We start from the raw sequence: 23,106 nt of genomic DNA, 5'->3' as shown, positions 1-23,106 counted from the left end.
CGGGCGGAGGCTCCGGGGAGGGAGCCGCAGCCGTCGGGCTGATTGGGTACGTGGGGTGGTCGGGTGCGGCGCCGTTTCCGGGGCTCCGCCCCGCGCCTCGAGTGCCGCGCGGGGCGGGAGGCGGCCGGGGGTGGGGTTAACCCCCCGGTAGGGACGCCGACGGGCCGGATGGAGGGGTGGGGGCGGGCGCGGGAGGGTTGGGGGGTAGGGCTGAGACGGGAAGGGTGGGGCGGAGATGGATGACGGTGTGCGCGCGGGCGGAGGGTTCCGGGCTGTGGTGCGGGCTCCTGTGGCCGGGAGGACCTGGCGGGAGTTCGGGCATCTGCTGATCGGGCTGCCGCTGAGCGTCCTGTACTTCTCGCTCGCCGTCACCGGCCTGAGCCTCGGAGCCGGTCTGCTCGTCACCTTCCTCGGGGTCCCGGTGCTCGCCGGGGTGCTCGCGATGTGCCGCGGGTTCGGCCATCTGGAGCGGGCGCGGGTGCGCGGCCTGCTCGGGGCCGACGTCGCCGAGCCGGCGCCGATCCGGGCCCGCAAGCGCGGGGCCATGTCCGCGATGGGGGCGCTGCTCCAGAGCGGGAGCGCCTGGCGGCACGTGCTGTACTCCCTGATCCACTTTCCGTGGGCGGTCTTCGGCTTCTGCATGGCGCTGGTGTTCTGGACGACGGGGTGGTCCCTGCTGCTGTACCCGGTCTGGTTCTGGGTCTTCCCGGCCTACACCGACCAGCCCGGGCTCCAGCTCTTCCAGAACGGCGACTACTCCTTCTACCTCGACTCCCCCGCCGAGATCGCCCTCACCTTCCTGGTCGGGCTGGCCTTCACCCTCGCCACCCCGTGGGTGTTCCGGGCGCTGACCGCCGTCGACCGGGTCGTGGTGGGCGGCCTGCTCGGGCCGTCCCGGCTGGCCAGCCGGGTGAGCGAGCTGGAGTCGGACCGCGGGGTGGTCGTGGATACCGCGGCCGCCGACCTGCGGCGCATCGAGCGGGACCTGCACGACGGGGCGCAGGCCCGGCTGGCGGCCCTCGCGATGGACCTGGGGCTGGCGAAGGAGAAGGCGACCGAGGACCCGGTGGCCGCCGCCCGGATGGTGGACGAGGCACACGGAGAGGTGAAGATCGCCCTGCAGGAGCTGCGGGACCTGGCCCGCGGGATCCACCCGGCGGTGCTGACCGACCGGGGGCTGGACGCGGCGCTGTCCTCGGTGGCGGCGCGGTGCGCCGTTCCGGTACGGGTGACCGTGGACCTCCCGGCCCGGCCGACGGCGGCGATCGAGGGGATCGCGTACTTCACCGTCTCGGAGCTGCTGCAGAACGTCAGCAAGCACGCGCGGGCCAGGGTCGCCGGCGTGGAGGTGTGGAAGTCCGGGGAGCGGCTGCTGGTCCAGGTCTCCGACGACGGCCGGGGCGGGGCGGCCATGGACGAGAGGCCCTCCGGCGCCGGCGGGACCGGGCTGGCCGGGCTGGCCGAGCGGCTGGACGCCGTAGACGGGATCCTCGTCGTGGACTCGCCCGAGGGCGCGGGGACCACGGTGACCGCCGAGCTTCCCTGGCGGGCCTGAGCAAAACCCCCTGCCAGGCGCACCTTCCAGGTCCGGGCCCATCGGCCCGGACCTCCGTGTTCGCCCGCGGCCGGCGCGGGCTGAAAATCCCCCGTCCGCCCACTCGTTGTCCCGGCTCAGCCTGGATCCGGCCTCGAGGCTGGGATGCTTGGCTGAGTCAGGGAGTGCGGGATGAGTGGATGCGGGAGCTGCTGAATCGTGGAAGACAGGGTGCGGGTGGTCATCGCCGAGGATTCGGTGCTGCTGCGTGAGGGCCTGACCCGGCTGCTGACCGACCGGGGGCATGACGTCGTGGCGGGCGTCGGGGACGCGGAGGCCCTGATCAAGACGGTGGCGGACCTCGCCGCGCAGGACGCGCTGCCGGACGTGGTGGTGGCCGACGTGCGGATGCCGCCGACGCACACCGACGAGGGCGTGCGGGCCGCCGTACGGCTGCGCCGCGAGTACCCCGGGGTCGGGGTGCTCGTGCTGTCGCAGTACGTGGAGGAGCAGTACGCCACCGAGCTGCTGGCCGGTTCCAGCACCGGGGTGGGGTACCTGCTCAAGGACCGGGTGGCCGAGGTGCGCGAGTTCCTGGACGCGGTGGTGCGGGTGGCCCGGGGCGGTACGGCTCTGGACCCCGAGGTCGTCGCCCAGCTGCTCGGGCGCAGCCGCAAGCAGGACGTGCTGGCGGGGCTGACGCCGCGCGAGCGCGAGGTACTGGGCCTGATGGCCGAAGGACGCACGAATTCCGCCGTGGCGAAGCAGCTGGTCGTGAGCGACGGAGCGGTGGAGAAGCACGTCAGCAACATCTTCATGAAGTTGGGCCTGTCGCCGAGTGACGGGGATCACCGGCGTGTACTGGCCGTTCTCACCTATCTGAAATCTTGATCGACTGACACTCTGTCAGATATGGCATACCGGTCGGGCCGTCTCGAAGGGCGGTCCAACGGTCCAGAATGTGGCCGCCCCGCAAGAGCTGACCGTCGTAGGGTTGGTTCTGGGGGTGCCCACGCCTCGAAGGAGGTCCAGTTCAGTGACCAGCCAGGTCAGTAGCCCAGCCGACGAGCATGCCGACGGGGCTGGGGGTGCGGTTGTCGCAGGGCAGCGCACCCCGGCGAGTCCGGGCGGCAAGGAAGTACGCCGTCTTGATCGTGTGATCATCCGCTTCGCGGGTGACTCGGGTGACGGTATGCAACTCACCGGTGACCGGTTCACCTCGGAGACGGCGTCGTTCGGGAACGACCTCTCGACCCTCCCGAACTTCCCCGCCGAGATCCGCGCCCCCGCCGGAACCCTGCCGGGCGTGTCCTCCTTCCAGCTGCACTTCGCCGACCACGACATCCTCACGCCCGGGGACGCCCCGAACGTGCTGGTCGCGATGAACCCGGCCGCTCTGAAGGCGAACATCGCCGACGTGCCGCGCGGCGCGGAGATCATCGTCAACACGGACGAGTTCACCAAGCGCCCGATGGCCAAGGTCGGCTACCAGACCTCCCCCCTCGAGGACGGCTCGCTGGCCGCCTACAACCTCCACCCCGTCCCGCTGACCACCCTCACGGTCGAGGCGCTGAAGGACTTCGGGCTCTCCCGCAAGGAGGCCGAGCGCAGCAAGAACATGTTCGCGCTGGGCCTGCTGTCCTGGATGTACCACCGACCGACGGAGGCTACGGAGCGCTTCCTGCGGCAGAAGTTCGCGAAGAAGCCGCACATCGCCGAGGCGAACGTGGCCGCCTTCCGGGCGGGCTGGAACTTCGGGGAGACGACGGAGGACTTCGCGGTCTCCTACGAGGTCGCCCCGGCCACCCAGGCCTTCCCCACCGGCACCTACCGCAACATCTCGGGGAACCTGGCCCTGTCCTACGGCCTGATCGCCGCGAGCCGGCAGGCTGACCTGCCGCTCTACCTGGGCTCCTACCCGATCACCCCGGCCTCGGACATCCTGCACGAGCTGAGCCGGCACAAGAACTTCGGCGTACGCACCTTCCAGGCCGAAGACGAGATCGCGGGCATCGGCGCGGCCCTCGGCGCCGCGTTCGGCGGAGCCCTGGGCGTGACCACCACCTCCGGACCCGGCGTCGCCCTGAAGTCCGAGACGATCGGCCTGGCCGTCTCCCTCGAGCTGCCGCTGCTGATCGTGGACATCCAGCGCGGCGGCCCCTCCACCGGCCTGCCGACCAAGACGGAGCAGGCCGACCTGCTCCAGGCCATGTACGGGCGCAACGGCGAGGCCCCCGTGCCGATCGTCGCCCCGCGCACCCCGGCGGACTGCTTCGACGCCGCCCTGGACGCGGCCCGGATCGCGCTGACCTACCGGACCCCGGTCTTCCTGCTCTCGGACGGATACCTCGCCAACGGGTCCGAGCCCTGGCGGATCCCCGACATCGCCGACCTGCCCGACCTCACGACCCAGTTCGCCGCCGGCCCCAACCACGAGCTGGCGGACGGCACCGAGGTGTTCTGGCCGTACAAGCGCGACCCGCAGACCCTGGCCCGGCCCTGGGCCGTCCCCGGCACGCCCGGCCTCGAGCACCGCATCGGCGGCATCGAGAAGCAGGACGGCACCGGCAACATCTCGTACGACCCCGCCAACCACGACCTGATGGTCCGCACCCGCCAGGCCAAGATCGACGGCATCCTGGTCCCGGACCTGGAGGTCGACGACCCCGACCAGGCCCGCACCCTGGTCCTCGGCTGGGGCTCCACCTACGGCCCGATCACCGCCGCGGTCCGGCGGCTGCGCGCGGCCGGGCATCCCGTCGCGCAGGCCCACCTGCGCCACCTCAACCCCTTCCCTAGGAATCTCGGAGAGGTCCTGAAGCGTTACCAGAAGGTAGTGGTGCCGGAGATGAACCTCGGGCAGCTCGCCACCCTGATCCGGGCGAAATACCTGGTGGACGCCCAGTCGTACAACCAGGTCAACGGAATGCCGTTCAAGGCGGAGCAGCTCGCGAAGGTTCTCGAGGAGGCCATCAATGACTGAGGTGACCGACGCCCCGACCCTGCTGTCGCTGGTTCCGAAGGCCGAGGCGGCGCAGTCGGCCAAGGACTTCAAGTCGGACCAGGAGGTCCGCTGGTGCCCCGGTTGCGGCGACTACGCCGTCCTCGCGGCCGTGCAGGGCTTCATGCCCGATCTCGGCCTCGCGAAGGAGAACATCGTCTTCGTCTCCGGCATCGGCTGCTCCTCCCGCTTCCCGTACTACATGAACACCTACGGGATGCACTCCATCCACGGCCGCGCCCCGGCCATCGCCACGGGTCTGGCCACCTCCCGCCGCGACCTGTCGGTCTGGGTCGTCACCGGTGACGGCGACGCCCTGTCCATCGGCGGCAACCACCTGATCCACGCCCTGCGGCGCAACGTCAACCTCAAGATCCTGCTGTTCAACAACCGGATCTACGGTCTGACGAAGGGGCAGTACTCCCCCACCTCCGAGGTCGGCAAGATCACCAAGTCGACCCCGATGGGCTCGCTGGACGCGCCCTTCAACCCGGTGTCCCTGGCCATCGGCGCGGAGGCCTCCTTCGTGGCGCGGACGGTGGACTCCGACCGCAAGCACCTCACCGAGGTGCTGCGCGCGGCCGCCGACCACCAGGGCACGGCGCTGGTGGAGATCTACCAGAACTGCAACATCTTCAACGACGGCGCCTTCGAGGTCCTGAAGGACAAGGACCAGGCGCAGGAGGCCGTGATCCGGCTGGAGCACGGGCAGCCGATCCGTTTCGGCGCCGACGGGCACAAGGGCGTCGTCCGGGACCCGGCCACCGGCGACCTCCAGGTCGTCACGGTCACCCCCGAGAACGAGTCGCGGATCGTGGTCCACGACGCGTACGGCGCCAGCCCGACCACCGCCTTCGCGCTGTCCCGGCTGGCCGATCCCGACACCCTCCACCAGACCCCCATCGGGGTGTTCCGGAGCGTCGAGCGGCCCGTCTACGACACCCTGATGTCCGAGCAGCTCGACACGGCCGTCGACCGCAAGGGCAAGGGGGACCTGGCCGCCCTGCTGGCCGGCAACGACACGTGGACGGTCGTGGGCTGACCCGCACCCCGTACCGACCCCGTACCCCGTACCCCGTACCCCCGAGCCGCGTACGGCGCGCACCCGACCGGAGCCCGAACCTCGTCAGGAGGTCCGGGCTCCGGCGCGTTCCCGGGGGCTTCCGCCAGATGTCATGAGTATCTCGGGAGAACGGGCATGACATCTGCGTCGTACGGCGCTACCGTCGTGAGGTTGGCTGAAAGTCGCACAGGAGGCCCCGTGAAGGCAGAGACGGACCAGCGCGCGGGTTTGTTCTACGGATTCGGCGCGTATGGGATGTGGGGGCTCGTCCCCCTCTTCTGGCCACTCCTCCAGCCCTCGGGCGCCATCGAGATCCTGGCCCACCGCATGGTGTGGTCGTTGGCCGTGGTCGGTCTGGCGCTGCTCGCGCTGCGCCGCTGGAGGTGGATACGGGAGCTGCTGCGCGAGCCCCGCAAGCTGGCGCTGACCACGCTCGCCGCCTCGGTGATCACCGTGAACTGGGGCCTGTACATCTGGTCCGTCAACAACGGCCACGTCGTCGAGTCGAGCCTCGGCTACTTCATCAATCCGCTGGTCAGCATCGCGATGGGGGTGCTGGTGCTCGGGGAGCGGCTGCGCCGCGCGCAGTGGGTGGCGGTCGGGATCAGCTTCGTCGCGGTCCTCGTGCTCGCCGTCGGCTACGGGCGGCCGCCGTGGATCTCGCTGGTCCTCGCCTGCTCCTTCGCCACGTACGGACTGATCAAGAAGAAGCTCAACATGGGCGGCCTGGAGTCGCTGACCGCCGAGACGGCCGTGCTCTTCCTGCCCGCCCTCGGCTACCTGCTCTGGCTCGGCGCGCAGGGCCAGTCCACCTTCGCCTCGCAGGGCGCCGGACACTCGCTCCTGCTGGCCTCGACCGGGCTCGTCACCGCGATCCCGCTGGTGCTCTTCGGGGCGGCGGCGATCCGGGTCCCGCTGTCCACCCTCGGCCTGCTCCAGTACCTCGCCCCGGTGTTCCAGTTCGGGCTCGGCGTCCTCTACTTCCACGAGGCGATGCCGCCCGAGCGCTGGGCCGGGTTCTCCCTGGTGTGGGCCGCGCTCGCGCTCCTGACCTGGGACGCACTGGGCAGGGCCCGCCGTTCGCGGGCCGCGCTCGCCGCGGCGATGCCGCCCGTCGCCGCGCCGGCCCGCGAGCCCGCGTAACGATCCCCGAAGGGCCCGCGCAGGGCCCGTACGGGGCCCGCACCATCGGGCACCCGGCCCCCACGATCCCCGTTGCGGAACTTCCGTAACGGGGATCGTCCGTTTTCCGAACGACCCTGACCGAATTGTGGTCTTGACGGACAGTCACACTCTCACTGAACATCGGGCTCGCACAGACGCACTATCGCTCACCTGCTCTATCCCCATAGTTCCGTCACATCCCCGCGGAATCCCGGAGCCCCCACATGAGCCTGTCCGTCTCCCGGCGCCTCGCCGCCGTGACCGCGTTCGCGGTCGCCGGCCTGTTCGCCGCCACCACTCCCGCCGCGCTGGCCGCCCCGACGGCGGTCGCCGCGGCGCCGACGCCGCCCGACATCCCGCTGGCCAACGTCAAGGCCCACCTCTCGCAGCTGTCGACCATCGCCGCCAACAACGGCGGCAACCGCGCTCACGGCCGGGCCGGCTACAAGGCGTCGATCGACTACGTGAAGGCCAAGCTCGACGCGGCCGGCTTCACGACCACCCTGCAGACCTTCACCTCCAGCGGCGCCACCGGCTACAACCTGATCGCCGACTGGCCGGGCGGCGACCCGAACTCGGTCCTGATGGCGGGCGCGCCCCTGGACTCGGTGTCCTCGGGCGCGGGCATCAACGACAACGGCTCCGGCAGCGCGGCCGTGCTCGAGACGGCCCTGGCCGTCTCCCGGGCCGGCCTCCAGCCCACGAAGCACCTGCGGTTCGGCTGGTGGGGCGCGGAGGAGCTGGGCCTCATCGGCTCGAAGTACTACGTCAACAACCTGCCGGCCACCGAGCGCGCGAAGTTCTCCGGGTACCTGAACTTCGACATGATCGGCTCGCCGAACCCGGGCTACTTCGTCTACGACGACGACCCGACCATCGAGCAGACCTTCAAGAACTACTACGCGGGCCTCGGCGTCCCGACCGAGATCGAGACCGAGGGCGACGGCCGTTCGGACCACGCCTCGTTCAAGAACGTGGGCATCCCGGTCGGCGGCCTGTTCACCGGCGCCAGCAACACGAAGTCCTCGGCGCAGGCGCAGAAGTGGGGCGGCACGGCAGGCCAGGCCTTCGACCGCTGCTACCACTCCTCGTGCGACAACACGGCGAACATCAACGACACCGCCCTGGACCGCAACTCCGACGCCGTCGCCTACGCGATCTGGACCCTCGGCGCGGCCACCCCGGTCCCGCCGGGCAAGTCGTTCGAGAACACGGCGGACGTGAACATCCCGGACTCCCCCGGTGCCGCGGTGAACTCGCCGATCACCGCCTCGGGTGTCGCGGGCAACGCCCCGGCCACCACCAAGGTGGACGTGAACATCGTCCACACCTACCGCGGTGACCTGGTGGTCGACCTGGTCGCCCCCGACGGCACGGTCTACAACCTGCACAACCGCAGCGGGGGCAGCGCCGACAACCTCGTCCAGTCCTACACCGTGAACGCCTCGGCCGAGGTGGCCAACGGGACCTGGAACCTGCGGGTGAGGGACACGGCCGCGCAGGACGTCGGCTACATCAACAGCTGGAAGATCACCTTCTAGCGCCGGTCGGAACCCCTCGAGGCGGGCTGCGGGTCCTGTATGCGGGCCCGCAGCTCCTCGGCCACCGCCCCGATGTCGGCGAGGCCCAGCTTCGCCGCCTCGACCAGATCGCCCAGCACCTCGGGCGAGGGCAGCTGCCTGGCCCCGGCCACGCGCAGGTACGAGCGGGTCGCGGCGGCGGCGTAGAACTCGTTCATCGGGGATTCCAGCGCCGGGCACACCGCGAGGGTGTGCAGAAACGCGGCGGCCCGCCACGCGGTGTCCGGGGCGGGCTGTTCGGGCACCAGGACGAGGTCGTTCTGGTGCCGGGCGACCGCGGCGGCCACCCCGGAGGGATCCCACACGGCGGGATCGGACGGGAGATGGTGGGCCAGAGCGGTCCAGGCCCACTCCATGGTGATCTTCAATTGCCGAAACGCTCCTGGAAGTAGCCCCAGTGGTCGGCGAACTCCTCGATACCGGACAGGAAGTCCTTCCGGTCCTCGTCGAGTTCGCGTTCCGTGACCTCGGTGATCAGCGCGGTGACCGTCGTGCCCAGCGCCGCCGCGCGCGCCTTCAGGCGTTCGTGGAAGTCTTCGTCCAGGCGGATGGTGACGTGTCTCGACATGTCCAACACCGTACAGCGGCCCTGCTGTACGGGGTACGGGAACGCCGGAAGGGTGGGCGGGGACACAGTCCCCGCCCACCCTTCCGGCGTTCTGTCCGCCCGGCGGGCTACTTGGCCGAGTCGGCCGTCTTCACCAGCTGGTCCTTGGTGACCGCGCCGACGTAGACCTTGCCGTCGTCCGTGATCAGGGCGTTGACCAGGCGGGTGGAGAAGATGCGGCCCTCGCCGAACTTCCCGGAGACCTTGTCACCGAGGGAGTCGAGGAACTGCTTCGCCTCCTTCGGCGCGTTCTTGTCGCTCTCCAGGTCCTTGAGGTTCTGGCCGGCCCCGGTGTTGATCTGCGCCACCGTGGCCCAGCCCTCGCCGAGGACCTTCACCTCGCCCTTGCCGTTCGCACCGCCGGTGAGGGCGTCCAGGCCCGGGAAGGACTCCAGCGCCTTGAACTCCTTGCCGTGCTCGCCCTTGCCGGCCCCCTCGGAGCCCTCGGTCACCTTGGCGCCCTTGGGCGGGGTGAACGCGAAGGTGTCCGCGGACGGCTTGGCGAAGTCCACCTTGGTGAAGCCCGCGTCCACGATCGGCTTGCCGCCCTGCGAGGACAGCAGCTGCACGCGCAGCGGCACGCCGTTCTTGGCGTCGACCGCGATCTGGATCGAGCCGACGGTGGAACCGGCCTGCTTGGGCTTCAGCACCAGCTGGTAGGCGTCCCGGCCGGCCACCTGGGCCGTCTCGCCCACACCGACGTCCGTGGTCGTGCCGGCGGCCTTCAGGACCTCCTCGGCCAGCTGCTGGGGCGAGGCGGCGAGGCGGTCGGCCGTCTTCTTCTCGTGCTCCGACGCGCCGGAGGCGTCCTTCTCGTGGAAGACCTCGTTCGACTTGGAGGCGTAGCCCCACACGTCGGCGCCGTTGTGGATCAGGCTGTACTCGTCCTTGCCGTCCAGGAAGGTCAGCTTCTGGCGGTCCGGGCCGTCGGCCGCGACCCGGAAGGTGTGCGTACCGTTCGCCAGCTGCGCGACCTTGTCCTCCGGAGCCGCGGAGCCCGAGGCGACACCGCTGCCGCCGCCGAGCAGGCCGCCGGCGATCTTCGGCAGACCCAGGTCGGTGCTGATCTTGGCCGTGCCGGACAGCTCCTGCACGTCCGAGGCGGCGATCTTCTCGATGAGCTGCTGCGCCGTCACCTTCGGAAGGTCGGGTCCGCCGGCGTTGGCGAAGGCCGGGACCATCGCGACGGTCGCCGCGGCCACACCTGCCACCGCGACCGGTACGGCGTACCGGGCGACCTTGCGAGAAGTCTTCGTGTTCGCTGACATGTCAGTGCCCTGCCCTCTGTGTCGACGGCGGCGACCCCCGTGTCGCCGCGCTCACCCGATCTGGTGGGGTTTGATGACTCCATCTGACCAAAAAGGCGGCCCGGAAGCGTCAGTCCCCGGACGCAACTGAGCGTACGACCGTGGGATGACACGAAACAGGCCCCCCTCCCCCGACCCGTAGGGGTCGACGGGACGGAAGGGCCCGTTCCGATCACGCTGCTCCCGCCGCGGGGCGAGGGCCGGGGCTAACCCGCCCGGTGGACCACTGCGTCGCAGAGCTCTTCCAGCGCCGACTTCGCGAAGCACTCCGGCAGCGGGGCGAGCGTGGCCCGCGCGTCCTGCGCGTAGCGGATGGTGTCGCGGCGGGCCTGCTCCAGCGCGGGGTGCGCCCGGAGCCGGGTGAGCACCTCGGCGTGGCGGGCGTCGTCCGTCAGGTCCCCGTCCAGGAGCCGTACGAGGTCCAGGTCCTCCGGGGCTCCGTCGCGGGCGGCCATCTCGCGCAGCCGCAGCACGGGGAGGGTCGGGATGCCCTCGCGCAGGTCGGTGCCGGGGGTCTTGCCGGACTCGTGCGCGTCGGAGGCGATGTCCAGGACGTCGTCGGCGAGCTGGAAGGCGGTGCCGAGCCGCTCGCCGTAGTGGGTCAGGATGTCGACGACCGACTCGTCGGCGCCGGACATCAGCGCGCCGAAGCGGCCGGAGACGGCGATCAGCGAGCCGGTCTTGCCGGCGATGACGTCGAGGTAGTGCGCGACCGGGTCGCGGCCGTCGCGCGGGCCGGCCGTCTCCAGGATCTGGCCGGTCACCAGCCGCTCGAAGGCCTCGGCCTGGATGCGTACGGCCTCGGGCCCGAGGTCGGCCAGGATGTGCGAGGCGCGGGCGAACAGGAAGTCACCCGTCAGGACGGCCACCGAGTTGCCCCAGCGGGCGTTCGCGCTGTCCACCCCGCGGCGCACGTCCGCCTCGTCCATGACGTCGTCGTGGTAGAGGGTCGCCAGGTGCGTCAGCTCCACGACCACCGCGGACGGCACGATTCCGGGCGCGTAGGGATCGCCGAACCGGGACGCGAGCATCACCAGCAGCGGGCGGAAACGCTTGCCACCGGCCCGCACCAGGTGCTGTGCGGCCTCGGTGATGAAGGGGACTTCGCTCTTGGTGGCTTCCAGCAGACCCGCCTCGACGGCGGCCAGTCCGGCCTGGACATCGGTCTCAAGAGCCTGGTCCCGCACGCTCAGTCCGAACGGCCCGACGACGGTCACGAGGGGTACTCCTGTCTGCTGACGATCACGTAGACGATCACCTGGATTGTCGATGTGTCGCTGCCATCACTCAACCCAGCGTATCGGGTCTGTTTTCGATCACCGAGAGCGCCTGTCCGGTCGCCACCCGCGCACCGCCCGAAGCGTCCCGGTATGTTCTTGAGGAGCCGAATCAACTGGAGAACGCGTTTTGTCCAGAACTGTGACCGATGCAGAGGAACCCCCGGACCCGCAGGCGGACCCGCCGCCATGACCTGGGCGGGCCTCGGCCTGATCAGCGCGGACACCTGGCCGCGGCGCACGACGCACCCCGTCCACTGAGGTGGTTGCCGAATGATCATCCGCACCGATTTCCCGTACGAGACCACCCGCGAGGACGTCCGGATCCCGATGGCCGACGGGGTGGAGCTCTACGCCCGGATCTGGCGCCCGGTCACCGGGGAGCCCGTGCCGGCGCTGCTGGAGTACCTCCCGTACCGGCTCACCGACCGGACCGCGCCCCGCGACTGGCAGCGCCACCCCTGGTACGCCGGCCACGGCTACGCCTCGGTCCGCGTGGACGTGCGCGGCCACGGGTGCAGCGGGGGCCGTCCGGGCGACGAGTACGACGCCCGTGAGCTCGCCGACGGGGTCGCGGTGATCGAGTGGCTGGCGGAGCAGCCGTGGTGCTCGGGCTCGGTGGGCATGTTCGGGATCTCCTGGGGCGGCTGCAACTCCCTGCAGATCGCCGCACTGGCCCCCGAGCCGCTGAAGGCGGTCGTCACCGTGTGCTCGACGGACGACCGGTACGACAACGACGTGCACTACATGGGCGGCTCCGTGCTTGCCGTGGACATGCACGCGTGGGCGGCCACCATGCTCGCCTTCGCCTCCCGCCCGCCGGACCCGGAGTACGCCGGCGAGGGCTGGCGGCAGCAGTGGCTGGACCGGCTGGAAGCGGTCGAACCGCTGATCCACACCTGGCTCTCGCACCAGACCCGCGACGCGTACTGGCGCCACGGCAGCGTCTGCGAGGACTACTCCGCGATCGGGGCGGCGGTCCTCGCGGTGGGCGGCTGGCACGACCCCCACCGGGACACCGTGCTGCGGCTGGTCTCCGCGCTGCCGTCCACCCGGGTGCGCGGCCTGATCGGGCCCTGGTCCCACCAGTACCCGGACCGCGGACTGCCGCCCGGCCCCGCCATCGGCTTCCTCCAGGAGACCCTGCGCTGGTGGGACCACTGGCTGCGCGGCGAGGAGAACGGCGTACCGGACGAGCCGCTGCTCCGCTCCTGGATCAGCGCGTCGCACCCGCCGGCGACCTCGTACGGGGAGTTCCCCGGCCGCTGGGTCGGGGAGAAGGCCTGGCCCTCGCCGTCGGTGGTCCCCGTCTCGTACGGGTTCCGGGGCGCCCCGGTGGCCGTCGCCTCCCCGCAGCACACCGGCCTGGACGCGGGCCGCTTCCTCCCCTTCGGCAACGACGCCGACCTGCCGCCGGACCAGCGGGAGGAGGACGCGAAGTCGGCGTGCTTCGAGTTCCCGGTGCCCGACGGGGAGCCGGTGGAGATCCTGGGACGGCCGTCGGTGACCCTGCGGCTGCGGCTGGACGTGCCGTACGGACAGGCCGTGGCCCGGCTGTGCGACGTCGCCCCCGACGGCTCCTCGACGCTGGTCACCCGGGGCGTGCTGAACCTGTCCGCCCGTCAGGGCAGGGAGCGGGCCGTGCCGTGGCCGGTGGGCTCGTACGAGGACGTCGCCTTCGAGCTGAACGGCATCGGGCACGCCTTCGCGCCGGGGCACCGCATCCGGATCGCCGTCTCGTCGGCGTACTGGCCGTGGATCTGGCCGCGGGCGGGCTCCGAGGCGGGCTGGACCCTGGACCCGGCGGGCAGCGCGCTGACGCTGCCGGTGCGCGTGGCTGCCGCCGGCGCCGGACTGGCGGACGAGGGGATCCTGTTCGAGGCGCCGGAGCAGGCGGAGCCGCTGGGGGTCGCGTTCCCGGCCACGCTGGACGAACCGCGGCCGGAGCGGCTGGTCGTACGGGACGTGGCGCGCGGGACGTGGCGGCTGGAAGTGGATCCCCGGTGCGGGGGCACGCGGGTGTACCCCGACGGCCTGGAGTTCAGCGAGGACGCGCTGGAGGTGTACGAGATCCAGGACGCGGACCCGCTGTCGGCCCGTACCCGCTCGGACTGGTCGATCCGGCTGCACCGGCCGGAGCGGGGGTGGGACGCACGGGTCGAGACGCGGTCGGAGATCTCGTGCGACGAGGGCGGCTTCGTGACGTCGAACGAGGTGGTGTGCCGGGAGGGGGGCGAGGTGGTCTTCCACCGCACGTGGGAACGCCGGCTGCCGCGCACGGCGGGCTAGCCGGGTCGGTGGCCCCGGGCCGCGCGATCAGGTGGCCCCGGGCCGCGCGATCAGCGGCCCTGGCGGGCCGCCTGGGGCTCCGCCGAACGCCTGCCGCGGGCCGCGCGGTCAATGGCCCTGGCGGGCCACCTGGGGCTCCGCCCAGACCCCGCGCCTCAAACGCCGGCGGGGCTGGAATTGCCGGCGGACGGCGGCGGCGGCCGAATCCAGCCTCGCCGGCGTTGAGGCGCGGGTCCGGGCAGAGCCCGGACCCGTGCAGCGGTTACGCGTACATGCGTTCCAAGACCACCGCGACGCCGTCGGACTCGTTCGACAGCGTGATCTCGTCCGCGACCGCGACCAGCTCGCGGTGGGAGTTGGCCATGGCCACCCCGTAGCCGGACCACGCGAACATCGGGACATCGTTCGGCATGTCGCCGAAGGCGATCGTCGCCGAGGCGGCCAGTCCCAGGACCTCCGCCGCCCGCGCGAGCCCGCTGGCCTTGTCGATGCCCGGCGGCTGGAGCTCCACCGTGTGCTCCCCGGCCATGGTGACGTTCACCAGGTCGCCGACCACGCCCCGCGCCACCCGCGTCAACTCGTCGTCGTCCAGCCGGGGGTGCTGGAGCAGCACCTTGTTGATGGGGGCCGACCACAGGTCCGACCGTCGCGGCACCCGTACCGTCGGCAGGTGCGGATGCCACATCCGGTAGCCCGGCCCTATCAGCATCTCCGCGTCGACGCCCTCCTGGTTGACCGCCGCGTAGACCTCGCCGATCTCCGCCTCGATCTTGCCGAGGGCCACCTCGGCCAGCCCCCGGTCCATGGAGACGGAGTGCAGCAGGCGCCCGCGCGCCGCGTCGTACACCTGCGCGCCCTGCCCGCACACCGCGAGCCCCTCGTAACCCAGGCCGTCCAGCACGTGCCGGACCTGTGGGACCGGGCGGCCGGTGACGATGATGTGCTGCGCGCCCGCGGCGCGCGCCGTGGCGAGCGCCGCGTACGAGCGGGCGGAGACGGTGTCCCCGGCGCGCAGCAGAGTCCCGTCCAGGTCAGTGGCGATCAAGGCATAGGGGAGGGCGGAAGTCACGGCGCCAAGGATACGGACCCCGTTGGACAAGTCCTACAAATAGCGCCCGAATCCGGCCTCCCGCAGGCCCCACCAGCCACGTAACGTGTCAACCAGCCCCCGGGACACCCCCGGACCGCGTCGAAAGCGAGGCAGCACCCCATGCCCCAGCAGAGCCCCCTCGATGTTCCCGAGGGCGACCCGTTCGGGCCGCACAACCTCCCCTACGGCGTCTTCTCGACCGCCGGGGAAGAGCGCCGCCGGATCGGCGTGCGGATCGGCGGACACGTGCTCGACGCGGGCGCGGCCGCGGCCGCGCTCGGCTCCCCGTACGCCGGGCTGCTCGGGCAGTCCTCGCTCAACCCGCTGCTGGCCGCCGGGCGCACCGCCTGGCGCGACGTGCGCCGCGCGCTGACCGCCTGGGTCACCGACCCCGGCCACCGCCCCGCCGTGGAGCCGCACCTGCTGCCGCTCGACGAGGTCGCGCTGCACCTGCCGTACGAGGTCGCCGACTACGTCGACTTCTACGCGAGCGAGCACCACGCCACCAACGTCGGCCGGATCTTCCGGCCCGACGGGGACGCGCTCACCCCCAACTGGAAGCACCTGCCCATCGGTTACCACGGCCGGTCGGGAACCATCGTGGTCTCCGGGACCGACGTCGTACGGCCCTGCGGGCAGCGCAAGGCGCCCGCCGACCCGGCGCCCGTCTTCGGCCCGTCCGTCAAGCTCGACATCGAGGCCGAGGTCGGCTTCGTCGTCGGCGCCCCCTCCGAGCTGGGCCGGCCGGTGGCGCTGGGCGAGTTCGAGGACCACGTCTTCGGCCTGTTCCTCCTCAACGACTGGTCGGCGCGCGACATCCAGGCCTGGGAGTACGTGCCGCTCGGCCCCTTCCTCGGCAAGTCCTTCGCCACCTCCGTCTCCGCCTGGGTGACCCCGCTGGAGGCCCTGGACGCGGCCCGGGTCGCCCCGCCCGCCCGGGACTTCCCCCTGCTGCCCTACCTGGACGACGCCTCCGCCGACCGCCCCGGCGGCTTCGACCTGCACATCACCGTCTCCATCAACGGGACGGAGGTGGCGCGGCCGCCGTTCGCGTCGATGTACTGGACCGCCGCCCAGCAGCTCGCCCACATGACCGTCAACGGCGCCTCGCTGCGCACCGGCGACGTGTACGGCTCCGGCACCGTCAGCGGCCCCGAGACCGGCCAGCGCGGCTCCCTGCTGGAGCTGACCTGGAACGGCCGCGACGCGCTCGAACTCGCCGACGGCAAGCGCACCTTCCTGGAGGACGGGGACACCGTCACCCTCACCGCCTGGGCGCCGGGCGCCGCGGGCACCCGGGTGGGCCTCGGCGAGGTCACCGGCCGCATCGTGGGATCCCGCTAGTCCGGCATACGGTCGGCGGGGTGGCGGATCCTTCCACGACCCCGCCGCCCTGTCGGCCGCGGCGCCCGCGACGGCCGTACCCGCCCTCGCCGGGGCCCTGGCCGACGCCAACGCCGATGTCCGCAAGGCCGCGGTCCTCGCGCTGCTCGCCCACCGGGAGGCCGGCGCGGTCGCGGCGGCCCTCGCCACGGCGGTCACCGACCCGGACCCGGACGTCCGCGCGTACGCCGCCCGGACGGCCTGACCGGTCCCGACCGGCCTGCCGTCCGGGCGGACCGCCGGCCGTGGGCGATGCTCCTGGGGCTTCGACCCGACGATCCAGGAGTCCCGTATGGCCTCTCGTACCGGCATGCTCGTCCTGGCCCTCGCCGCCGCGGCGGCCCTCACCGCCCCGGCGATCCCCGCCGCGGCCACCTCCGGCCCACACGCCGGCCCCGGCCCGCACGCCGGCCCCCGCACCGGCCCCCGCACCGGCCCCGCCGCCCTGGTCGACCTCACCCGGGCGGCGCTGTCGAGCTCCCGCTACCTGCGGGAGCCGGCCGCGACCGCCGCCGGATACGTCCCCGACCGGTACTGCGTGGCCGACCCGGCCGGCGCCGGGGCCGTGGGCTACCCGCACTTCAACCACGCCTACGACGACTCCCTCGACCCCGCGAAGCCCGCGGCCCTGCTCTACGAGGACGACGCGTCGGGCCGGCGCAAGCTGGTCGCCCTCGAATGGGTCGTCATGGACCGGGACGGCAAGGTCGAGACGGACGACGACCGGCCGAGCCTCTTCGGCCAGCCCTTCAAGGGCCCGATCCCCGGCCGCTTCAAGGGCCAGAAGGTCCACTACGCCCTGCACGTCTGGCTCTGGAAGCCCAACCCCGCCGGTCTGTTCGCCACGTTCAACCCGGACCTGCGCTGCCGCCCGGGCACGACCCGGCCCTGACCCCCCGTTCGGAGGCGCGCCGCGTGCACCGGCCGGGGGCCGCCGGGAAGGTGGACGAAAGCCCCCGAACGGCAGGAGCCCCCATGTCCGCCCGTACTCGCAAGGCAGTCCTGATCTGCGCGGTCGCCGCATCGCTCGGCCTGTCCGCCCTGGCCCCGGCCCACGGCGTCGAAGGACCGGCGCCCGACCCGCGCAACCACAGGGCGATGGCGGACATGGCGACGGCGATCAAGGCCACGGCCAAGTACGCGGACGAACGGCAAGCGATCAGGGACGGGTACGTCCCGCACGGCAAGGAGTGCATGGCCAACCCGTTCGGCGTGGGCGCCATGGGCTACCACTACGTCAAGGCGGCCTACTGGGGTTCGAAGGACCCCAGCAGGCCGACCGCCCTCCTCTACAGCGCCGAGAAGGACCGCGACGGCCGGCGCAAGCTCCAGGCCGTGGAGTGGATGTCCACCGACCGCGACCAGGACCTGAAGACCGCCGACGACCGGCCGAGCATGTTCGGGCTGCCCTTCGACGGGCCCATGCCCGGCCACTGGACGGGCATGCCCAAGCACTACGACCTCCACATGTGGGCGTACGAGAAGAACCCGGCCGGCCGCTTCCACAACTGGAACCCGAACATCAAGTGCTCCGGGCATATGACTCACCCGTAAGGGAAAGTCTCCGTCCCCTCCCCCATCGATCTGGACCTGACCGCCATCACTCCGAAGCGGAGGCGCCCCGAGTAGCCGAAGGGCCCGGCTCCCCTGGGAAGCCGGGCCCTCCGCCGTGTCGTGGGCCGGTCAGCGGACGAACGTGCTCGCCTGCCCCGCCAGGTCCAGGAAGTACTGCGGGGCCACGCCCAGGACCACGGTCACCGCGACGCCCACCGCGATCGTCGTCATCGTCAGCGGCGAGGGGACGGCCACCGTCGGGCCGTCGGTCTTCGGCTCGCTGAAGAACATCAGGACGATCACCCGGATGTAGAAGAACGCGGCGATCGCGGACGAGATCACACCGACGACGACCAGCGCCCCGGCGCCGCCCTCCGCCGCCGCCTTGAACACGGCGAACTTGCCCGCGAAGCCGGACGTCAGCGGAATGCCGGCGAAGGCCAGCAGGAACACCGCGAACACCGCCGCCGTCAGCGGCGACCGGCGGCCGAGGCCCGCCCACTTCGACAGGTGCGTCGCCTCCCCGCCCGCGTCGCGCACCAGCGTGACCACCGCGAAGGCGCCGATCGTCACGAAGGAGTAGGCACCCAGGTAGAAGAGGACGGAGGAGACGCCCTCCGCCGAGGTCGCGATCACACCGGCCAGGATGAAGCCCGCGTGCGCGATCGAGGAGTAGGCGAGCAGCCGCTTGACGTCGGTCTGCGTCACGGCGATCACCGCACCCGCCAGCATCGTGACGATGGCGACGCCCCACATCACCGGGCGCCAGTCCCAGCGCAGGCCGGGCAGGACCACGTAGAGCAGCCGCAGCAGGGCGCCGAACGCGGCGACCTTCGTCGCCGCCGCCATGAAGCCCGTGACCGGGGTCGGGGCGCCCTGGTAGACGTCCGGCGTCCACATGTGGAAGGGGACCGCGCCGACCTTGAAGAGCAGGCCCATCAGGATCAGCGCCCCGCCGATCAGCAGCAGCACGTCGTTGCCCATGGTGTCGGCGAGCGCCGGGTCGATCTTCGTGACGGTGCCGTCCACCACGTCGGCGATCGCCGCGTACGAGACCGAGCCCGCGTACCCGTAGAGCAGCGCGATGCCGAAGAGGAGGAAGGCGGAGGAGAACGCGCCCAGCAGGAAGTACTTGACCGCGGCCTCCTGCGACATCAGCCGCTGGCGGCGGGCGAGGGCGCAGAGCAGGTACAGCGGGAGGGAGAAGACCTCCAGCGCGATGAACAGCGTCAGCAGGTCGTTGGCGGCCGGGAAGATCAGCATGCCGGCGATCGCGAACAGGGCCAGCGGGAAGACCTCGGTGGTGGTGAACCCGGCCTTGACGGCGGCCTTCTCGCTCTCGCTGCCCGGGACGGACGCCCCCTGGGCAGCGAAGGAGTCCACCCGGTTGCCGTGGGCGGCGGGGTCGAGGCGCCGCTCCGCGAAGGTGAAGACGGCGACGATCGAGGCCAGCAGGATGGTGCCCTGCAGGAACAGCGCCGGGCCGTCCACCGCGATCGCGCCCATGGCCGCGATGTGCGCCTTGGTGGACCCGTACCCGCCGGCCGCGAGGCCGACGACCGCCGCGAAGGCCGCGGCCAGCGCGGCGACGGAGAGGAACACCTGCACGTAGTAACGGGACTTGCGCGGTACGAAGGCCTCGACGAGGATCCCGAGGATCGCCGCGCCCACCACGATCAGCGTGGGCGCGAGCTGCGCGTACTCGATGACCGGTGTCGGGATCCGGTCGACGGGTGCCTCGGCCGCCAGCGGCCACAGGCTGTGGGCGGAAGTCAGTGTGCTCACTTCGCCGCCTCCACTTCAGGTGCGGGGTCGGTCTGCTTCACGTCCGACATGGTGTGCTCCACCGCCGGGTTGACGATGTCGGTCAGCACCTTCGGGTACACGCCCAGCCCGATCAGCAGCGCGATCAGCGGGGCGACCACGAGCACCTCCCGCAGGCGCAGGTCCGGCATGGTGCGGACCTCCTCCTTCACGGGGCCGGTCATCGTGCGCTGGTAGAGCACCAGCGTGTAGAGCGCGGCCAGCACGATGCCGATGGTGGCGATGACGCCCACGACCGGGTACCGGGCGAAGGTGCCGACCAGGACCAGGAACTCACTGACGAAGGGCGCGAGCCCGGGCAGCGAGAGGGTGGCGAGGCCGCCGATCAGGAAGGTGCCGGCGAGGACCGGGGCCACCTTCTGCACGCCGCCGTAGTCGGCGATGAGCCGCGAGCCGCGCCGCGAGATCAGGAAGCCGGCCACCAGCATCAGGGCCGCCGTCGAGAGACCGTGGTTGACCATGTAGAGCGTCGCGCCGGACTGGCCCTGGGAGGTCATCGCGAAGATGCCCAGGATGATGAACCCGAAGTGCGAGATGGAGGCGTAGGCGACCAGCCGCTTGATGTCCCGCTGCCCGACCGCGACCAGCGCGCCGTAGACGATGCTGATCAGGGCCAGGACCAGGATCACCGGCGTGGCCCACTTGCTGGCCTCGGGGAACAGGCCGAGGCAGAAGCGGAGCATCGCGAAGGTGCCGACCTTGTCGACGACCGCGGTGATCAGCACGGCGACCGGGGCGGTGGCCTCGCCCATCGCGTTCGGCAGCCAGGTGTGCAGCGGCCACAGCGGGGCCTTCACCGCGAAGGCGAAGAAGAAGCCGAGGAACAGCCAACGCTCGGTGTTGGTCGCCATGTCGAGCGTGCCCGCGGCGCGGGCGGCGGCGATCTCCTGGAGCGAGAAGTTCCCGGCGACCACGTAGAGCCCGATGACGGCGGCCAGCATGATCAGGCCGCCCGCCAGGTTGTAGAGGAGGAACTTGACCGCCGCGTAGGAGCGCTGCGCGGCCGCGTTCTCGTCGGACCCGGAATGGGCCCGGTCCCCGAAGCCGCCGATGAGGAAGTACATCGGGATGAGCATGGCTTCGAAGAAGATGTAGAAGAGGAAGACGTCGGTGGCCTCGAAGGAGATGATCACCATCGCCTCGACCAGCAGGATCAGGGCGAAGAAGCCCTGCGTCGGCCGCCAGCGCGAGGAATTCGTCTCCAGCGGGTCGGCGTCGTGCCAGCCCGCCGCGATCACGAAGGGGATCAGGAGCGCGGTGAGCCCGATGAGCACCACCCCGATCCCGTCCACGCCCAGCTCGTAGCGGACCCCGAAGTCGGCGATCCAGGAGCGGGATTCGGTGAGCTGGTAGCGGTCGCCGCCGGGCTCGAAGCGGATCGCGACGAGCACGGCCAGGGCCAGGGTCGCCAGCGAGAAGAGCAGGGCGAGCCATTTGGCGGCGGTCCGCCGGGCGGCCGGGACGGCCGCCGTCAGGATCGCTCCGACCGCGGGGACCGCGGCCGTCAGCGTCAGTAGCGGGAAACTCATCTCACACCGCCCTCATCAGCAGGGTCGCGGCGATGAGGATCGCCGTCCCCCCGAACATCGAGACCGCGTAGCTGCGGGCGTAGCCGTTCTGCAGCTTGCGCAGCCGGCCGGACAGTCCGCCGACGGAGGCGGCCGTACCGTTGACCACCCCGTCGACCAGGCTGTGGTCGACGTACACGAGGGAGCGGGTCAGGTGCTCCCCGCCGCGCACGAGCACGACGTGGTTGAAGTCGTCCTGGAGGAGGTCCCGCCGGGCCGCCCGGGTGAGGACCGAGCCCCGCGGGGCGATGACCGGGACGGGCCGCCGGCCGTACATCGCCCAGGCGATGCCGACGCCGATGACGAGGACCACCATGGTCGCTGCGGTCACCGTCAGGGCGCTGACCGGCGGGTGGCCGTGCGCGTAACCGGTGACGGGCTCCAGCCAGTTCACGAAGCGGTCGCCGATCTCGAAGAACCCGCCCGCGAAGACCGAGCCGAAAGCCAGGATGATCATCGGGATCGTCATGGACTTCGGGGACTCGTGCGGGTGGGGCTCGTGCCCGTCCGCGTCCGCCTGCCAGCGCTTCTCGCCGAAGAAGGTGAGGAGCATGACGCGGGTCATGTAGAAGGCGGTGATGCCGGCGCCCAGCAGGGCCACGCCGCCGAGGATCCAGCCCTGGGTGCCGCCCTTGGCGAAGGCCGCCTCGATGATCATGTCCTTGGAGAAGAACCCGGACAGGCCCGGGAAGCCGATGATCGCGAGGTAGCCGAGGCCGAAGGTCACGAAGGTGACCGGCATGTACTTCCGCAGGCCGCCGTACTTGCGCATGTCGACCTCGTCGTTCATCCCGTGCATCACGGAACCCGCGCCGAGGAAGAGGCCGGCCTTGAAGAAGCCGTGCGTGACCAGGTGCATGATCGCGAAGACGTAGCCGATGGGGCCGAGGCCCGCCGCCAGGATCATGTAGCCGATCTGGGACATCGTCGATCCGGCGAGGGCCTTCTTGATGTCGTCCTTCGCGCAACCGACGATCGCACCGAAGAGCAGCGTGACCGCGCCCACGATGGTGACCACCAGCTGGGCGTCGGGCGCCGCGTTGAAGACGGCCCCGGAGCGGACGATCAGGTAGACGCCCGCCGTCACCATGGTCGCCGCGTGGATCAGGGCCGAGACCGGGGTCGGGCCCTCCATCGCGTCACCGAGCCAGGACTGCAGGGGCACCTGGGCCGACTTGCCGCAGGCGGCCAGCAGCAGCATCAGGCCGATCGCCGTCAGCGTGCCCTCCGACGTCTCCCCCACCGCGCCGAGCACCGGCCCGAAGGCGAAGGTCCCGAAGGTGGTGAACATCAGCATGATCGCGATCGACAGGCCCATGTCGCCGACCCGGTTGACCAGGAAGGCCTTCTTCGCGGCCGTGGCCGCGCTGGGCTTGTGCTGCCAGAAGCCGATCAGGAGGTAGGAGGCGAGGCCCACGCCCTCCCAGCCGAAGTACAGCAGCAGGTAGTTGTCGGCGAGGACCAGCAGCAGCATGGCCGCGACGAACAGGTTGAGGTAGCCGAAGAAGCGGCGGCGGCGCTCGTCGTGCTCCATGTACCCGATCGAGTACACGTGGATGAGCGTGCCCACCCCGGAGATCAGCAGGACGAAGGTCATCGACAGCTGGTCCAGCTGGAAGGCCAGGTCGGCCTGGAACCCCTCGACGGGGATCCAGGTGAACAGCCGCTGGTGCAGCGTCCGGTCGTCGGCGCCGCGCCCCAGCATGTCGGCGAAGAGCACGGCGCCGATCCCGAAGGAGACGGCCGCGAGCAGGGTGCCGATCCAGTGGCCGGTCTTGTCGAGGCGCCGGCCGCCGCACAGCAGCACCGCCGCTCCGAGCAGGGGCGCCGCCACCAGCAGCGCAATCAGATTCTCCACTGTGAAC

18 protein-coding genes are annotated in these 23,106 nt (G+C 71.4%); 10 read left to right on the top strand and 8 right to left on the bottom strand.

From position 1 onward, the window contains the following. Positions 1 to 235 precede the first annotated feature (235 nt). The 6 genes from BGK67_RS20655 to BGK67_RS20630 all read left to right on the top strand — a co-directional run bounded on the left by BGK67_RS20655 (position 236) and on the right by BGK67_RS20630 (position 8,303). Positions 236 to 1,555 carry a sensor histidine kinase gene (locus tag BGK67_RS20655; RefSeq protein ID WP_069921477.1) on the top strand — a complete coding sequence of 440 codons (1,320 nt, stop codon included), beginning with the start codon at positions 236 to 238 and terminating at the stop codon, positions 1,553 to 1,555. Positions 1,556 to 1,765: 210 nt separating this feature from the next. Next, complete coding sequence (locus BGK67_RS20650; protein WP_069921476.1) at positions 1,766 to 2,425, top strand: response regulator transcription factor; 660 nt, start codon at positions 1,766 to 1,768, stop codon at positions 2,423 to 2,425. A 145-nt stretch (positions 2,426 to 2,570) separates the two neighbouring features. Further along, on the top strand, positions 2,571 to 4,517 hold the full coding sequence (locus BGK67_RS20645) for a 2-oxoacid:acceptor oxidoreductase subunit alpha (RefSeq protein ID WP_069921475.1): 1,947 nt from the start codon (positions 2,571 to 2,573) through the stop codon (positions 4,515 to 4,517). Then, a complete protein-coding gene (locus tag BGK67_RS20640; RefSeq protein ID WP_069921474.1) occupies positions 4,510 to 5,577 on the top strand; it encodes a 2-oxoacid:ferredoxin oxidoreductase subunit beta in 1,068 nt (355 codons plus the stop codon). Before BGK67_RS20645 ends, BGK67_RS20640 begins: the two co-directional genes overlap by 8 nt. A gap of 219 nt (positions 5,578 to 5,796) precedes the next feature. Then, entirely contained in the window at positions 5,797 to 6,741 is a 945-nt protein-coding gene (gene rarD / locus BGK67_RS20635) for an EamA family transporter RarD (RefSeq protein WP_069921473.1), read from the top strand. 245 nt (positions 6,742 to 6,986) lie between these two features. Beyond that, positions 6,987 to 8,303, top strand: a complete 1,317-nt coding sequence (locus tag BGK67_RS20630; RefSeq protein WP_069921472.1) for a M28 family metallopeptidase — start codon at positions 6,987 to 6,989, stop codon at positions 8,301 to 8,303. Here BGK67_RS20630 and BGK67_RS20625 read toward each other — a convergent pair. From BGK67_RS20625 to BGK67_RS20610, 4 genes are all read right to left on the bottom strand, one after another. After that, the gene (locus tag BGK67_RS20625; protein WP_244291277.1) at positions 8,300 to 8,710 is read right to left on the bottom strand and encodes a hypothetical protein; all 411 of its coding nucleotides are present in this window, start codon (positions 8,708 to 8,710) and stop codon (positions 8,300 to 8,302) included. The genes BGK67_RS20630 and BGK67_RS20625 overlap by 4 nt on opposite strands. After that, complete coding sequence (locus BGK67_RS20620; RefSeq protein WP_244291276.1) at positions 8,707 to 8,910, bottom strand: hypothetical protein; 204 nt, start codon at positions 8,908 to 8,910, stop codon at positions 8,707 to 8,709. The genes BGK67_RS20625 and BGK67_RS20620 overlap by 4 nt, the downstream gene beginning before the upstream one ends. A gap of 107 nt (positions 8,911 to 9,017) precedes the next feature. Beyond that, entirely contained in the window at positions 9,018 to 10,217 is a 1,200-nt protein-coding gene (locus BGK67_RS20615; protein WP_069921470.1) for a LolA family protein, read from the bottom strand. 245 nt (positions 10,218 to 10,462) lie between these two features. Then, positions 10,463 to 11,473 carry a polyprenyl synthetase family protein gene (locus BGK67_RS20610; protein ID WP_069921469.1) on the bottom strand — a complete coding sequence of 337 codons (1,011 nt, stop codon included), beginning with the start codon at positions 11,471 to 11,473 and terminating at the stop codon, positions 10,463 to 10,465. A gap of 333 nt (positions 11,474 to 11,806) precedes the next feature. Between BGK67_RS20610 and BGK67_RS20605 the strand changes: the two genes are divergently transcribed. Continuing rightward, positions 11,807 to 13,822, top strand: a complete 2,016-nt coding sequence (locus BGK67_RS20605; protein WP_069921468.1) for a CocE/NonD family hydrolase — start codon at positions 11,807 to 11,809, stop codon at positions 13,820 to 13,822. A gap of 262 nt (positions 13,823 to 14,084) precedes the next feature. On the opposite strand, the gene BGK67_RS20600 is transcribed toward BGK67_RS20605, so the two are convergent. Next, positions 14,085 to 14,891 carry an HAD family hydrolase gene (locus tag BGK67_RS20600; RefSeq protein WP_069921467.1) on the bottom strand — a complete coding sequence of 269 codons (807 nt, stop codon included), beginning with the start codon at positions 14,889 to 14,891 and terminating at the stop codon, positions 14,085 to 14,087. Positions 14,892 to 15,032: 141 nt separating this feature from the next. Between BGK67_RS20600 and fahA the strand changes: the two genes are divergently transcribed. The 3 genes from fahA (at position 15,033) to BGK67_RS20585 (ending at position 17,849) form a co-directional block, all read left to right on the top strand. Next, the gene (gene fahA / locus BGK67_RS20595) at positions 15,033 to 16,256 is read left to right on the top strand and encodes a fumarylacetoacetase (RefSeq protein WP_069921466.1); all 1,224 of its coding nucleotides are present in this window, start codon (positions 15,033 to 15,035) and stop codon (positions 16,254 to 16,256) included. A 331-nt stretch (positions 16,257 to 16,587) separates the two neighbouring features. After that, on the top strand, positions 16,588 to 17,187 hold the full coding sequence (locus tag BGK67_RS38985) for a hypothetical protein (RefSeq protein ID WP_167739586.1): 600 nt from the start codon (positions 16,588 to 16,590) through the stop codon (positions 17,185 to 17,187). Between the two features lie 83 nt (positions 17,188 to 17,270). Beyond that, positions 17,271 to 17,849 carry a hypothetical protein gene (locus BGK67_RS20585; RefSeq protein WP_069921464.1) on the top strand — a complete coding sequence of 193 codons (579 nt, stop codon included), beginning with the start codon at positions 17,271 to 17,273 and terminating at the stop codon, positions 17,847 to 17,849. A gap of 129 nt (positions 17,850 to 17,978) precedes the next feature. On the opposite strand, the gene nuoN is transcribed toward BGK67_RS20585, so the two are convergent. Genes nuoN through nuoL form a run of 3 tightly spaced genes read right to left on the bottom strand, consistent with a single transcriptional unit; the run spans position 17,979 to position 23,099 of the window. Further along, positions 17,979 to 19,625 carry an NADH-quinone oxidoreductase subunit NuoN gene (nuoN, locus tag BGK67_RS20580; protein WP_432215519.1) on the bottom strand — a complete coding sequence of 549 codons (1,647 nt, stop codon included), beginning with the start codon at positions 19,623 to 19,625 and terminating at the stop codon, positions 17,979 to 17,981. A gap of 5 nt (positions 19,626 to 19,630) precedes the next feature. Continuing rightward, positions 19,631 to 21,202, bottom strand: a complete 1,572-nt coding sequence (locus BGK67_RS20575) for an NADH-quinone oxidoreductase subunit M (RefSeq protein ID WP_069921463.1) — start codon at positions 21,200 to 21,202, stop codon at positions 19,631 to 19,633. 1 nt (position 21,203) lies between these two features. Beyond that, entirely contained in the window at positions 21,204 to 23,099 is a 1,896-nt protein-coding gene (gene nuoL / locus BGK67_RS20570; RefSeq protein ID WP_069921462.1) for an NADH-quinone oxidoreductase subunit L, read from the bottom strand. Between the last annotated feature and the right edge of the window lie 7 nt (positions 23,100 to 23,106).

Origin of the sequence: Streptomyces subrutilus, assembly GCF_001746425.1 — a bacterium.
In the GTDB taxonomy this organism is placed as follows: Bacteria; Actinomycetota; Actinomycetes; order Streptomycetales; family Streptomycetaceae; genus Streptomyces; species Streptomyces subrutilus_A.
This window is presented reverse-complemented; position numbering and strand designations above follow the sequence as displayed.